Raw genomic sequence first — 13,197 nt, 5'->3', positions numbered from 1 at the left:
GCGGCGTCTGGGTGCGTGCATCGCAAGGCGGAGGAGGGAGCCACTGCGGAGCATTGGCGACTGACGACAACGCGGCGAGGTGCGTGCCCAGGCGTCGCGGACCCGGCAAGGATCCAAGAGACAGACCCTAGGCGCCGAAGGCCGCGGCGAGCAGGCCGCAGACGGCCAGGAAGCCGCAGATGCCCAGGTTGATCAGCTTGTGGGAGAGGAAGACGGCCGCGAACTCGCGGATCGTCGCGCTCGGCCAGTAGTAGCGGGCGGTCGGCGAGCCGCAGACCTGGCCGGTGACACCGGTCCTGCGGGCCGTCAGGGCGGCGCGGAAGGCGTGGAAGTTGTTGGTGACGACGACGCAGCGGTAGTCGGGCTTGGCCTGCTCCATGATGGCCTTGCTGAAGAGCAGGTTCTCCTCGGTGGTGCGCGAGCGGTCCTCGCGCGCCAGGTGATCGGCCGGGAAGCCGCGCTCGACCAGGTAGTCCGCCATCGCGTGGGACTCCGGCAGCTTCTCGTCCGGGCCCTGGCCGCCGGAGGTGATCAGCACCGGCGGGTTGCCGCGCGCGGCCTGCTTCTCGTACAGGTCGCGGCCGCGTTCGAGCCGGCTGGCGAGCAGCGGCGGGACCCGCTCGCCGCCGATCAGCCCGGAGCCCAGGACCACCACGAAGTCGACGTCGCCGCGCGGCGCGTGGCGCTGGTAGAGGAAGGCGTAGCCGACGAAGCAGACGAAGAGGAAGGAGATGTAGCCGACCACCAGCAGCGCCGTCGCGGCGAGGATGCCGATGCGTTCGGACCCGGTGAGCACCGCCGCGGCGAACAGGACGATCAGGCCGAGGATGCCGAGGCCGGCGAGCAGCGACAGCAGGTTGGCCGGGCGCCGCCCCTCCTTGCGGATCATCGTCATGCCGTTGGAGAGCAGGAACCAGACCAGGGCGGCCGTGCCGACGGTCGGCAGCAGGGCGATCAGGGCCACCGCCAGCTCGGCCACCAGCGTGGGCGCCCGGCGCAGTTCGGCGATCAGGGCGAGGGCGAGGAGCGAGACCGCGATGCCGAGCAGGACGGCGTTGCTGAACCGGCGCCGGTCGCGAAGGACCCCGATCCCGCAGAGGAGGAAGAAGAAGGCCGCTGGGGCATAGGCGATCATGACCGTATCGTAGGGTTTCGCGGGCCGGCGTCGATGGGGGCCTCCCCGTCGGCACGATGCCCGCCGGGGGTTCCCGTCCGGACCGCCCTGCCCGCGGTCTCGGCCTCGGGCTGCGGCGCGGCCTCCGCCGCCTTCCCCGCCTCCGCAGTCTTCTCCGCCTCCGCCGCTTCCCCCGCCCCCGCCGTCCGCCCGATCCGGCGGACGCCCGGGACGGCCGCGGTGCCGGCGCAGGCGAGCGCGACCAGCGCGGCGGTGACCAGCAGCGGACCGGTGCTGCCCCAGGCGTCGGCGGCCAGTGGCGCGAGGGTGTACCCGAGCGGGGCGGCGGCGAGCGACAGCAGCCAGTCGTAGGACGTCACCCGGGCCAGCACCTGCGGCGGGAACTCCTGCTGCACCGTCGTCTGCCACACCGGGTTGAGGAAGCCGAGCCCGGTCATCGCCACCGCGTACGCGCTCACCGTGACCGGTGCCGGGGCCGCCACCGCGAGGGCGGCCAGCGGCAGGGCGTACAGGGCCAGGCCCAGGTTGGCGACCAGCACCGGCCGCCGCGGCCGGTACCGCCCGGCGAGCAGCGAGCCGGCCAGCACACCGCACGCGCCGGCCTGGGTCATGGCGATCCACACGCCGTCCCCGCCGAGGTGCCGGGTGGCGATCAGCGGGCCGAGGGTGAGCAGCACGGCGGCGGCGCCGTTCCAGACGCCGTGGCCCACCAGGCTCGTCCAGTACCAGTCGCGCGAGCGCACCTCGCTCCACCCGCGCAGCAGGTCGGTGCGCAGCGAGCGGCGCTCACCCGGGGTGTGCCGGATCCGCAGCCGGGTCAGCAGCGCCGCGCTGACCAGGAAGGAGGCGCCGTCCAGCAGGAACGCCCAGCCGGGCCCGGCCGTCCAGACCAGCACCCCGGCGAGGGCCGGGCCGCCCAGCCGGGCGGCGTTGGAGGCCGAGGCGAGCAGCGCGTTGGCCCGCATCCGCTGCGGCCCCGTGACGGTGGCGGCGACCAGGGGCGTGGCCGTCGGTATGGCGAACGCGGAGGCGATGCCGCCGACCGCCTCGGCGGCCGCGATCGGCACCAGCCGGGGCTGGTCGCCGAGGAGTTCGAGGCCGACGGCGACCTGGGCGGCGGCCCGGACGAGGTCGGTGACGAGCGCGACCAGCCGGGGATCGAGGCGGTCCCCGACCACGCCGCCCAGGGGGAGCAGCAGCAGCCGCGGGACCATCGCGCAGCCCAGGACGAGGGCGAGCGCACCGGAGGAGCCGGTCGCCCGGGTGACGGCGATGGCGAGGGCGGCGGGCACGACGGCGTCGCCGAGGGTGGAGATCGTCCGGCCCAGGAAGAGCAGACGGAAGCCGCGCGAGCGCAGCGGGTGCTGGAGCAGGGTCACGGGGAGCACTGTATTTCGGTGCCGAAGTTTCGGCAACGAAATATTGACGGCGGAAACCCGCAGCTCACGGACGCCTAGACTCGGGGGCATGACACGCGCGACCCCCCGGGCGGCGGCCGAACGGCCCCGCGACTGGACCGACGGCCACGTCGAACGCTGGCGGCCGGTGCTTCCGCACCTCGACCCGGACGTCGAGGGCGCCGTCACCCGGATGAGCAAGCTCACCCGCCACCTGGGCCGGGTCCGCGAGCAGGGCGTGGCCGACTACGGCCTGCAGAAGCACGAGTTCGACACCCTGCACGGCCTGGCCGGCCGCGGCGGCCGGGCCACCCCCTCCGACCTGCGCGCCGACCTCAACCTGGCGCCGGCCTCGGTGACCGGCCGTCTGGAGGCGCTGGAGCGGCGGGGATTCATCGTCCGCACGCCCTCCGGCGACGACCGCCGCCGGGTCGACGTGGAGCTCACCGAGGCGGGCCGGCTGGCCTGGCAGCAGGCGCTGGACGTGGTCGGCCGCGAGGAGCAGCGTCTGCTCGGCGTCCTCTCCCCGGCCGAACGGCGCCAGCTCTCCGACCTGCTGCGCCGCGTGCTGCTGGCCGCCGAGCAGCCGGCGCCGGAGACCCGCACCGACCGCCCGGAGACCGGCTGGCACGGCTGACCCGCAGGACGCGTCCTAACACCAGGGGTCGATCCTGAGACGGACCCTGGCGTCGTCGCCGAGGATCGGCGCGGTGGTGGCGGGAAGCGGGATGCGGGCCGTCCAGGAGCCCTCCGACGGGTCCTCGTCCGGCAGCGGCTCGCCCATCGGGCTGAGGTCCCGGATCGCTCCGGGCACCTCGGAGTTCCACCGCGCCCAGACGTCCGGGGGCGAGCCGGGCGCCGTCGGCTGCACGTCGATGATCAGGGTGTCCGTGAAGTCGGGCGTCTCCACGTGGTCGCGGAAGCGGAACAGCCCGCGCTGCTCGTGCAGGGAGAGCAGGTCGAGGTCGAGGATGAAGCGCAGCGGGCCGCCCTCCTGCGGGCGCGGCAGCCGGGTCGACAGGAAGGTGGTCGCCAGCGGGACGGCGTCGTCCCCGGTCAGGGCGGGCCGGGTGCGCCGGCTCTCCTTCGTCGGGTCGGAGAGCTGGATCGGGCACGAGTGCGCGGCGGCGCGTTCGTTCATCAGCACCGGCAGGCCGCGCACCGAGAGCCGGGCCTCCGCCTGCCAGACGGTGTCGTCCCCGGGCAGCGACACGTCGGCGAGGTCGATGCGCACCCGCAGGTCGCCGAACAGGAAGCGGCGCAGGTTCTGGTAGCCCTCCTCGGAGTTGACCAGCCCGTAGCGGCCGCTGTGGCTGCGGTGGGCGAAGGCCCGGTTGGCGCCGGTGACCTGCGCGTTCTCGATCTGCACCAGGCCGTCGCTGCGCGGGCCGACCGCCGCGGCCGAGATGCCGTGGGCGACGTCGTAGTCATCGGCGTCGGTGCCGACCATGCAGAACACCCGGTCGAGCGGGAAGCCTCCGACGTCCACCGGCGTGTTGCCGTCGTCGTCCGGCATGTCCACCGCGTGCCAGTCGTCGGGAGGTCCGTCCGGGTCGGCGTGCGGCGTCAGGTACTGGTACATCCGCCGGGGCCCGAAGACGTCGGAGCCGTTGAAGTTGAAGAGGTCGCGCAGCGCCTCCGGGATCCCGAACCCGATGGCGAAGGTGATGCCGCCGTGTGGCGTTCCGTAGGTGAACAGCTTCGCCACGTAGGCGGTGGCGTGCTCGCCGCGCTCCTCCGGGATGATCTTCTGCATCAGGCAACGGCAGATCAGTCCGCCCATCGAGTGGGCGACCAGGTTGACCCGGGGTGCGCCGGTCCTGCTCCGCACCCGTTCGATCAGGGCCAGGAGGTCCCGGGCGGCCGTCTCCAGGTTGAACGGTTCCGGCCGGCCGCCGAAGGTGGGGGAGCAGACGTCGTAGAAGCGGTGGATCCAGATGCTCCTGGGGTGGGGCGCCTCCTCCGCCGGACCGGGGCGCCCCTCCACGACGATGTCGTACTCCTCGTCGAGGTGCAGGCGCAGTAAGGGGCTTTCGAACTGGTAGAGGACGGGGTTGTCCTCGCGGCCGACGCGGATGTGCGTCGAGCCCTGGTTGAATCCGTAGAACGGATCCGTCACGGCCTTCTCGATCCCGGGGCTGCCTCCGGCGTATCCCCGGACGTAGACGATCGGGAGCCCGGCGGACGGCGTGCTCATGGCCGGCCTGCCCTCTCCGCGGCCGGCACCGGCCGGCGCCGGCCGACCCGTTGACATGGGAGCTTCTCCCCCCAGTGTCGGCGGCCGGGGCCGGCCTGTCACCCCCCGGCTCCGGACCGTTGATGGCCCGTCACTGCCCGTGTGGGGCTACCCCTTCGCGAAGCGCTCGACCGCCGCCAGGACGGCCTCGCCGGTGGCGCGGGAGCCGGTGTGCCCGGCGTTCTGGATCACCGTCAGCTCGGCGTCCGGCCAGGCCTTGGCGAGCTGCCAGGCGGTGTCCAGCGGGCTGCCGAGGTCGAGGGCGCCGTGGATCAGCACCCCCGGGATGCCGGCCAGCCGGTGCGCGTCGCGCAGCAGCCGGCCGGGCTCCAGGAAGGCCCGGCGGGAGAAGTAGTGCGCGGTGATCCGCACGAAGGCCGTCAGCGCCTCGGAGGGCCTGGCCGTGTAGGCGTTCGGCGATCCCGTCGTCTCGTGGGCGATCACCGCGTCCTCCCAGGTCGCCCAGGCGGTGGTGGCCGCGCGGCGGACGGACTCGTCCGGGTCGTTCAGCAGCCGGTCGTACGCGACGAGCAGGTCGCCGTCGCGGTCCTCGGGCGGCAGCGCGTCGCGGAAGGCCTCCCACGGGCCCGGCAGCAGGCGGCCGACGCCCCGGTAGAGCCAGTCGATCTCCTCCGGCCTGGTCGTGGTGACGGCGCTGATCACGATCTCCGACACCCGCGCGGGGTGCGCCTGGGCGTACGCGAGGATCAGCGTGGAGCCCCAGGAGCCGCCGAACATCAGCCAGCGCCCGATGCCCAGATGCTCGCGCAGGCGCTCCAGGTCGGCGACGAGGTGCGCGGTGGTGTTGTGCTCCAGGCCGGTCGCCGGGTCGGCGGCGTGCGGTTCGCTGCGGCCGCAGTTGCGCTGGGAGAACAACACCAGGCGGTAGCGCTCGGGGTCGAAGTACCGCCGGGCGCCGGCGTTCAGCCCGGAGCCCGGTCCGCCGTGCACGACCACGGCGGGCTTGCCGGCCGGGTTGCCGGACACCTCCCAGTGGATCCGCTGGCCGTCTCCGACATCCAGCAGGCCTTCCGCGCAGGGCTCGCCGACGGGGTGGAACGCGGTCATGCGGGTGCCTCCTCGGCGGGCCGGACGTCTGCGGGCGTCCGGACCCTAGCGCCCCCGCCTGGTGGCGGTCGAACGGTTTCGGGTGGGCGGGGGCGAGCGGGGGAGCGGGCGGGAGGGCGGCGGTCAGCGGCGCTCGGGCGGCAGCAGGGCGGCCAGCCCGTCGAGGATGCGCTCCAGGCCGAAGGCGAACCGGGCATCGAGGTCCGGCCCGGTGAGGTCACCGGCCATCGCGACCAGGTGCGGGAACTCGGCGGGCGGCAGGGCGCGGAACCGCTCGGCGGCGGCGTCGGCAAGCTCGCGCCGGCCGGTGCCGGTGGTCTCCGCCGCGGCCATCGGTGACTGCTCCTGGAGCACGAAGCCCTGCACGTACGCGCCGAGCAGGTAGGACACCATCGCGGCGTCCGGGGCGGAGAAGCCGGCCCCGCGCAGCCGGCCGAGCTGGTCCTCCATCAGGTGCAGCAGGTTCGGCCCGGGGGCGAGGCGGCCCGCCACCACCTTGGCCGCGTCCCGCCGGCCGAGCAGGTGGGCGCGGTAGCGCTCGCAGTAGCCGCGCAGCTGGACGCGCCAGTCCCCGGTGCGGGGCGGGGCCTCGACGCCGGCCATCAGCGCGTCGTTGAGGAGGTCAAGCAACTCCTCCTTGTTGCGGACGTGCCAGTACAGCGAGGCGGCCTTGACCCCGACCTCGGCGGCGACCTTGCGCATCGACAGGCCGGCCAGGCCGTCGCGCTCCAGCACCCGCAGCGCGGCCTGCGCGAGCCCCTCACGGGTGACTGCGGGCGGGGCGGGGTCGTCCTGGTCGGCCGGCATGCGGTCCTCGCTGTTCTCGTCGGGCGGGCTGCGATCGCGCTTGCAATCTAACACCGTTAGGTGCACGCTGTCCTCCGTCGAACCAGCCCCTAACGCCGTTAGGGGCTCTCTGTGACCGAACCGGGAGGACCATCCGATGGGGGAGACCGGGGGGAGCGCGGCGCCGGGCGCCCGCCGCCGACGGCTCGCGCTCGCGACGCTCTGCATCACCATGTTCATGTCCATGCTGGACAACGTCATCGTCGGCAACGCCCTGCCCCGGATCGGCCGGGACCTCGACGCGGGCATCACCGGCCTCCAGTGGGTGGCCGAGGGCTACAGCCTGGTCTTCGCCGCCCTGCTGCTCACCGGCGGCGCGCTCGGCGACCGCTACGGCCGCACCGCCGTCTTCCGGCTCGGCCTCGCCCTGTTCACGGCCGGCTCGGCGGGCGCCGCGCTCGCCGGGAGCGTCGGCGCGCTGGTCGCCGCGCGGATGCTCCAGGGCGTCGGCGCCGCCCTGCTCACCCCCGGCAGCCTGGCGATCCTGCGGCACGTGTTCACCGACGAACGCGAACGCACCCGGGCGATCGGCACCTGGTCCGGCGTCTCCGCGCTCGGGCTCTCGGTCGGCCCGGTGGTCGGCGGACCCATGGTGGAGGCCTTCGGCTGGGCCAGTGTCTTCTGGATCAACGTGCCGATCGGCATCGGGGCGCTGGTCCTCTCCGGCCGGGTGCTGCCCGTCGTCCCGGGCCGGGCGCGCCGCGTCGACCTCGGCGGCCTCGTCCTCTCCGCGGCCGGCCTCGGCGCCGCCGTCCACACCCTGGTCGAGGGCCCCGAGCGCGGCTGGACCGACGCCCGGGTGCTCACCACGGCGGTGCTCGCGGTGCTGTTGCTGACGGCCTTCCTGCTCCTCGAACGGCGGATCGCCGATCCGATGCTGGACCTGCGGCTGTTCCGCGACGGCGTGCTCGGCGGCGCGCTGCTCGGCGGGTTCATGGTGAGCTTCGGGATGTTCGGTGCGCTGTTCTTCCTGCCGCTGCTGATGCAGGGCGTGCTGGACTGGTCACCGACGGCGGCCGGACTCGCGGTTCTGCCGATGACCGCGATGATCGTCGTCGCCGGCCCGGTCTCGGCCCGGCTGACCGGCCGCCACGGTCCCCGGCCGCCCCTGGTGCTGGGCACCGCCCTGTGCGCGCTGGGCCTCGCGGGGCTGTCCCTGTACGGCGAGCACGCCCGCTACGCCGAGTACCTGTGGACGCTGTTCGTGCTCGGCCTGGGTATGGGGATGACCTTCACGCCGGTCTCCATCGCCGTCCTCCAGCGGGTCGCCCCGGAACGGATGGGCACCGCCTCGGCCACCGTCAACACCCTGCGCGAACTCGGCGGCGTCCTCGGCATCGCCGTCCTCGGCGCCCTCCTGACCCACCGCCTGACAACGGCGCTGACCGCCTCGCTGACCCGCCTCGGCCTCCCGTCCGACACCCTGGGCCGCCCCGCCGACACCCTGTCCGCGGCAGGCGCCCCGGGCCCGGCGGCCCCCCTCCCCGCCCCGCTGCGGGCCGCCTTCGAACTCGCCTTCACCGACGGCATCCACCTCGCCCTGCGGTGCGGTTCGGCGGCCCTGGCGGTCGCCGCGGTCCTGGTCGCCCTCCTGCTGCGCGGCACGGCCGCCCCGGCTCCCGCCCCCAGCGGGCGGGACGTCCCGGCCGGAGCCGGCGTGTAGCGGGGCGCTCCGAAGCGTGCTCCGGGGGGCCGGGGGTTCGCGGGCCTTGCCTGGTCGTCGCCGCACCGACCACTGCCCGCCCCGGCTGTCAGCCCCACGGGGCGGGACGTGCGGGCCGGGACCGGGGTGTAGCGGGTGTCCTTCACGGGGGCGGTGGGTGGATCAGAGGCTTTCGGGGCCCGCCGCCCGCCGCCCGCCGCCCGGGGCTGGGGCTGGGGTCTTTGCCTGGCCCTGCGCCGCATGGTCCGCCGCCCGTCGCCGCCGCCCCCACCTCCCGGCTCCGCCGGATGGGGTGTTCGGGCCAGGGCCGGGGCGTAAACGGGGTGCTCTGTGGCGTGCTGAGCGGGGTGATGGTGGGTCAGGGGCTGGCAGGCGTTGCCTGGCCGTGTGCCGAGCGGGCCACCGCTCGCCGCCGGCCGCCCCGGTCTCACCGGGCGGGATGTCTGGCCGGGGCTGGGGCGCAGCGGGGTGCCTCCAACCATGCTTGGGGGACTTGCTCCTTTGCCTGGCCGTGCGTCGTATGGCCTGCTGCCTGCCGCCCGGGCTCCCGGCCCTGCCGGGCGGGGTGCTCTGCAGCGTGCTTCGGGGTCCGGGACTGACGTGCGCGTCTTTGCCTGGGCGCGCGTCGCATGGCCCGCCGCAGACTGCCGGCTGTCACGGCTCCCGACCCCACCGGGCGGGACGTCCCGGCCGTGGCCGGGGTTAGCGGGGCTTGGCGGGGTGCCTTCCGTCACCGTGTTTCGCGGGGTGGTGGGTCGAGGCTTGCGGGCTCTCGCCCGACCGCGCGCCGCATGGGCCCCGGCGGCCGCCGGCCCCCGGTGGGCCGGGCCGGGGCATGGTACGGGTGCCTCGGCGGGTGGCCTTCGCTGTGCTGTGGGCGGTGTGGCTCGGGATCTGCCGGGAGCAGGGCAGGGCGGCTCGGTTGCCGGGTTGAACGGGCCGCCGCCCGTCGGGTGCGGCGGCCCCGGTGGTGGCTGCGGTTCCGGTGGTCCTGCTGGTGCACGGTACGCGCCCCTGCCTGTCGGCCCCGCCGGGCCGGGGCCGGGGGTGGGGGCGCTTCAGCGGGTGGCCTTCCCCGCGGGCTGCGGGTCGGTGGCCTCGGTGGTGCGCGCGGTTGGTCGCGGCCCGTCGGCCCGGCCGGGTGGGGCCGGGGCGGGGGTGCTTCAGCGGATGCCCTCCACTGCGCTCTGGGCGGTGCGGGCCAGGGACTTGCGGGCCTCCCAGGGGCGGGCCGGGTCGGTGGGCGGGGCCTCGACGGCCGGGCGGAAGGCGAGCTCGGCGACCAGGCCCCGGACGGCGACGACCCGGGCGAGGGAGGTGAGCAGGCCGTCCTCGCCGACGAAGGCGGGGGCGCTGGTGGGGCGGCCGTCGGCCAGCCGGTAGCGGATCGCGACCGGCTGGACGGGGGTGCCGGAGCGGACGGCGGCCTCGAAGAAGGCCGGGCGGAAACGGCCGCTCTCCCGGCCGCACCAGGTGGAGCCCTCCGGGAAGACGATCACCGGGTGGCCGGCCCGCAGGGTGGCGGCCACCTCGGCGACGGTGACCGGCAGGGTGCGCAGCCGGTCGCGGTCGAGGAAGACGGTGCCGCCCCAGGCGATCAGCGGGCCGAGCACCGGCCAGTGGCGCACCTCGGTCTTGGCCAGCGAGCGGCCCGGGCGGGCGGCCGCGATCAGCGGGATGTCCAGCCAGGAGACGTGGTTGGCCACCAGCAGCACTCCGCCCTCGGCCCCCGACCCGGGCCCGATCCGCACCGCGACCCCCAGCGAGCCGAGCAGGCCGCGGGCCCAGAACCGGGCGAGCCGGTCGCGCGGCCCGCGCGGCAGCGCCCGCGCGGGCAGACTGAGCGCGAGGCCGGCCGTGAGCACCACCAGGCAGGCGGCCAGCCGCAGGACCCGCCGGGGGAGGGCGACGGTGGGCGCCGGGTCGGTCAGGCAGGCCTCCGGCGTGCAGGAGGCCGTCGGCAGCCAGACGCTCATGAGACCTCTCCCGAGCCCGAGGCCGAGGCCGCCGAACCCGAGGCCGAGCCCGAGGCCGGGCCCGCAGCCGGGCCCGCAGCCGGGCCCGCAGCCGGGGCCGCCGTGCCGACGCCGCCCACGCCGGAGAGGAAGTGCCGCAGGTAGCGCGGGTCGGTGCGCTCCAGCGACAGCAGCACGTAGAGGTCGGCGCAGTCGAAGTCCGGGTCGTGCGCGGGCTCGCCGCAGACCCAGGCGCCGAGCCGCAGGTAGCCGCGGAGCAGGGCCGGCAGCGGCGCCTTCTCGGCCCGTGTCACACCGGTGGCGTCCCAGGGGCGGTGCGGGGTGACCCGGTACTCCCGGGGCGCGAGGTGCTTGGCGGCGACGGTGTCCCACACCCGGGCGGCGGTCGCGCCGCCGTCCTCCAGGGAGATCGAGCAGCAGCCGCCGACCCAGGTGTTGCCGGTGTCGGCGAGGTAGCGGGCGATGCCGCCCCACATGAGGTTGATGACGGCGCCGTTGCCGCGGTGCTCGGCGGCGATGCAGGAGCGGCCGAGCTCGACCAGGCCGTCGCGCAGCGGGGCGAGGCCGGAGAGGTCGAACTCGCCGTCGGAGTAGAGCCGGCCGGCCCGGCGGGCGGCCTCGGGGCGCAGCAGGCGGTAGGTGCCGACGACCGCGCCGTCCTCGCCCTCGCGGACGAGCAGGTGGTCGCAGAACTCGTCGAACGGGTCGACGTCCAGCCCGGGGTCGGTGCTGTGCAGGGTGGCGCCGAGCTCCTCGGCGAAGATCTGGTGGCGCAGCCGCTGGGCGGCGCGGACGTCGTCCTCGTCGCGGGCCAGCGAGACGGTGTAGACGGCCGAGGCGGAGCCGGACGCGCCGTCGCGGCGCGCGGCGGGCACCGCGGCGGCCCGGGCGGGGGTGACTGCGGGCGGAGTGTACGAGGGGACGGTGGTCATGGCGGACCCTCCAGGGCAGCACGGACGACGACGGCCACGGGGTTCCGTGGCGCCGGCCCCGTCAGGCCCGTACGGTCGACGGGTCCGCGGACCGGCACCCGTATGTCTCTCCAAGTCGGCTGGCATCCACGTTGCGGTTCGGCGGAGCGCAGATGTGCACCTGCTGAATGCGACCACCCGACGTGTGCGGGACATCTGTTGGGCACCGGCGCGTCGCCCCGTCCTCCGCTGCAGGGGGTGGATTCCGGGGCGGGAGTGCGGCAGGGCCTCGCCGCTGCCATGACAGCGGCCCGCCGCGCCCGGCCGCACCCCGGTACCCGGCGGGGTGCGGCCGGGCGCGGACGGGCGGCGGGGCACGGCGGGCCCGAGGGGTGGTCAGTAGGCCTGCCAGCCCCGCGGGTCGAGGCCGCCCGGGACGACCTCGGCCGGCCCGTAGGGCTCGCGGGTGAACACGAAGGAGCCGATGTCCAGGTGGCTGACCGAGCCGTCGGCGGCCCGCACCACGCGCAGGGTCTCGCCCGCGTAGTAGTCGTCCAGGCCGGTCCAGGTGCCGTCCTCCTCCGGGCGGAACCGGGAGGCGCGCCCGCCGCTGCCGAGCACCGAGAGCTCCAGCGCCCGCCCGGCCGCCAGCCGCAGGGTGTGCGGCGCGGCGCCCCAGTACCAGGGGCCGGTGAGGGCGAGGAGCTGCTCGTCGACCTCGGGCAGCGGGCGCCACGGCTCGGGGAGGCGGGGCTCGTGCTCCGCGGTGATCGCGATCAGCTCGGCGGTGACCTGCCCGGTGCGGGCGCCGTGGGTGGCGTTGGCGAAGGCGACCGCGGCCAGGCCGTCGGCCTCGCTGATCCAGAGACCGGCCGTGAAGCCGGGCATCGAGCCGCTGTGCCCGAACAGGGTGCGGCCCTGGTGCCGGATCAACTGGAGGCCCAGGCCGTAGGTCTCGGTCCAGTCGTCGGTGTCCGGGGCGACGGCGGGGCGGCGCATCTCGGCCAGGGTGCCGGCGGACAGCACCTTCTCGTCGCCGTCGGCCAGGAAGGCGGCCCACCGGGCGAGGTCGGCGGTGGTGGACCAGAGCTGGCCGGCCGGGGCCATCAGCCCGGTGTCGGTGAGCGGCTCGGGCAGCATCACGTCGGCCCAGGGGTGGACGGCGAAGCCGCCGGCGTGCGGGGGCTCGGGGAGCAGGGTGGTGCGGTCCAGGCCGAGGGGTTCGAGGACCTCGCGGCGCAGCACCTCGCCCCACGGCTCGCCGCGCAGCCGCTCGACCAGCGCGCCGAGCAGCGCGTAGGTGGGGTTGGAGTAGTGGTGCAGCCGCCCGGCGGGGTGGCGGCGCGGCCGCTCCTCCTCCAGCAGGTCGGCGAGGGCCGGGCGCAGCGCGCCGTCGGTCCGCTCCCACCACGGGCCCGGGGTCTCGGAGGCGAGGCCGGCGGAGTGCGAGAGCAGCTGGGCGACGGTGGCGCCGTCGGCGGGGGTGCCGGGCAGGTGGCGCTCGACGGGGTCGGCGAGGTCGAGCAGTCCCTCGTCGCGCAGCCGCAGCACGAGGACGGCCACGAAGGTCTTGGTGATCGAGCCGATCCGGTACTGCACGTCGGTGGTGGGCGCGTGGTCGTCGACCATGCTGCGGGCGCCGCTCCAGACCAGCCGCCCGTCCCGGACCACGGCGGCGACCATCGAGGGGGTGCGGCCCTCGGCCTGGGCGACGGCCAGGCGGTGCAGCAGTGCGCGGCGGGTGGCGGGAAGCAGTTCGTCGGACAGGTCGGTCATCTGGTCCTCTGCGTGGTGCGGGCGGGTTCGGGCAGGTCCGGTCGGGCCCGATCGGGTTCGGTCGGGTTCGTGCCGCGGGGCCCAGGCCCCCCGGCCCCCACCAAGTGCGCCCCCCTGGGGGGGTGCACCCAATTTGTCCCCCACCGGTAGCCCCGGTCCGACCCCGCAAACCCCGCCCTCCCGCGGGCC

10 protein-coding genes are annotated in these 13,197 nt (G+C 75.6%); 2 read left to right on the top strand and 8 right to left on the bottom strand.

The window, feature by feature from the left end:
- Positions 1-127: 127 nt before the first annotated feature.
- A complete protein-coding gene (locus ACFVVL_RS26480) occupies positions 128-1,135 on the bottom strand; it encodes a YdcF family protein (RefSeq protein WP_380296999.1) in 1,008 nt (335 codons plus the stop codon).
- A complete protein-coding gene (locus tag ACFVVL_RS26475) occupies positions 1,132-2,514 on the bottom strand; it encodes an MFS transporter (protein ID WP_387679368.1) in 1,383 nt (460 codons plus the stop codon). The genes ACFVVL_RS26480 and ACFVVL_RS26475 overlap by 4 nt, the downstream gene beginning before the upstream one ends.
- Before the next feature lie 88 nt (positions 2,515-2,602).
- On the opposite strand from ACFVVL_RS26475, the gene ACFVVL_RS26470 reads away from it, so the two are divergent.
- A complete protein-coding gene (locus ACFVVL_RS26470; RefSeq protein ID WP_387679365.1) occupies positions 2,603-3,169 on the top strand; it encodes a MarR family winged helix-turn-helix transcriptional regulator in 567 nt (188 codons plus the stop codon).
- A gap of 15 nt (positions 3,170-3,184) precedes the next feature.
- On the opposite strand, the gene ACFVVL_RS26465 is transcribed toward ACFVVL_RS26470, so the two are convergent.
- The 3 genes from ACFVVL_RS26465 to ACFVVL_RS26455 form a co-directional block, all read right to left on the bottom strand.
- The gene (locus ACFVVL_RS26465; RefSeq protein WP_387679362.1) at positions 3,185-4,729 is read right to left on the bottom strand and encodes an esterase/lipase family protein; all 1,545 of its coding nucleotides are present in this window, start codon (positions 4,727-4,729) and stop codon (positions 3,185-3,187) included.
- A gap of 147 nt (positions 4,730-4,876) precedes the next feature.
- Positions 4,877-5,836, bottom strand: coding sequence for a prolyl aminopeptidase (gene pip / locus ACFVVL_RS26460; protein WP_380297006.1), 960 nt, complete (start codon positions 5,834-5,836; stop codon positions 4,877-4,879).
- Between the two features lie 123 nt (positions 5,837-5,959).
- Complete coding sequence (locus ACFVVL_RS26455; protein ID WP_380297008.1) at positions 5,960-6,643, bottom strand: TetR/AcrR family transcriptional regulator; 684 nt, start codon at positions 6,641-6,643, stop codon at positions 5,960-5,962.
- Positions 6,644-6,779: 136 nt separating this feature from the next.
- Here ACFVVL_RS26455 and ACFVVL_RS26450 point away from each other — a divergent pair, with 136 nt between their 5' ends.
- Positions 6,780-8,345, top strand: a complete 1,566-nt coding sequence (locus ACFVVL_RS26450; protein ID WP_387679358.1) for an MFS transporter — start codon at positions 6,780-6,782, stop codon at positions 8,343-8,345.
- A 1,163-nt stretch (positions 8,346-9,508) separates the two neighbouring features.
- On the opposite strand, the gene ACFVVL_RS26445 is transcribed toward ACFVVL_RS26450, so the two are convergent.
- From ACFVVL_RS26445 to ACFVVL_RS26435, 3 genes are all read right to left on the bottom strand, one after another.
- Entirely contained in the window at positions 9,509-10,321 is an 813-nt protein-coding gene (locus ACFVVL_RS26445; protein WP_387679356.1) for a lysophospholipid acyltransferase family protein, read from the bottom strand.
- Entirely contained in the window at positions 10,318-11,253 is a 936-nt protein-coding gene (locus ACFVVL_RS26440) for a GNAT family N-acetyltransferase (protein ID WP_387679353.1), read from the bottom strand. Before ACFVVL_RS26440 ends, ACFVVL_RS26445 begins: the two co-directional genes overlap by 4 nt.
- A gap of 375 nt (positions 11,254-11,628) precedes the next feature.
- Positions 11,629-13,008, bottom strand: a complete 1,380-nt coding sequence (locus tag ACFVVL_RS26435) for a serine hydrolase domain-containing protein (RefSeq protein ID WP_387679350.1) — start codon at positions 13,006-13,008, stop codon at positions 11,629-11,631.
- Between the last annotated feature and the right edge of the window lie 189 nt (positions 13,009-13,197).

It is taken from the genome of Kitasatospora sp. NPDC058115 (genome assembly GCF_042884635.1).
In the GTDB taxonomy this organism is placed as follows: Bacteria; Actinomycetota; Actinomycetes; order Streptomycetales; family Streptomycetaceae; genus Kitasatospora.
This window is presented reverse-complemented; position numbering and strand designations above follow the sequence as displayed.

Bases quoted from the DNA above. Each gene is read 5' to 3' on its own strand.
- ACFVVL_RS26465 (WP_387679362.1), bottom strand. From the start codon at position 4,729: ATGAGCACGCCGTCCGCCGGGCTCCCGATCGTCTACGTCCGGGGATAC.
- pip (WP_380297006.1), bottom strand. From the start codon at position 5,836: ATGACCGCGTTCCACCCCGTCGGCGAGCCCTGCGCGGAAGGCCTGCTG.
- ACFVVL_RS26435 (WP_387679350.1), bottom strand. From the start codon at position 13,008: ATGACCGACCTGTCCGACGAACTGCTTCCCGCCACCCGCCGCGCACTG.
- ACFVVL_RS26440 (WP_387679353.1), bottom strand. From the start codon at position 11,253: ATGACCACCGTCCCCTCGTACACTCCGCCCGCAGTCACCCCCGCCCGG.
- ACFVVL_RS26455 (WP_380297008.1), bottom strand. From the start codon at position 6,643: ATGCCGGCCGACCAGGACGACCCCGCCCCGCCCGCAGTCACCCGTGAG.
- ACFVVL_RS26480 (WP_380296999.1), bottom strand. From the start codon at position 1,135: ATGATCGCCTATGCCCCAGCGGCCTTCTTCTTCCTCCTCTGCGGGATC.
- ACFVVL_RS26445 (WP_387679356.1), bottom strand. From the start codon at position 10,321: ATGAGCGTCTGGCTGCCGACGGCCTCCTGCACGCCGGAGGCCTGCCTG.
- ACFVVL_RS26470 (WP_387679365.1), top strand. From the start codon at position 2,603: ATGACACGCGCGACCCCCCGGGCGGCGGCCGAACGGCCCCGCGACTGG.
- ACFVVL_RS26450 (WP_387679358.1), top strand. From the start codon at position 6,780: ATGGGGGAGACCGGGGGGAGCGCGGCGCCGGGCGCCCGCCGCCGACGG.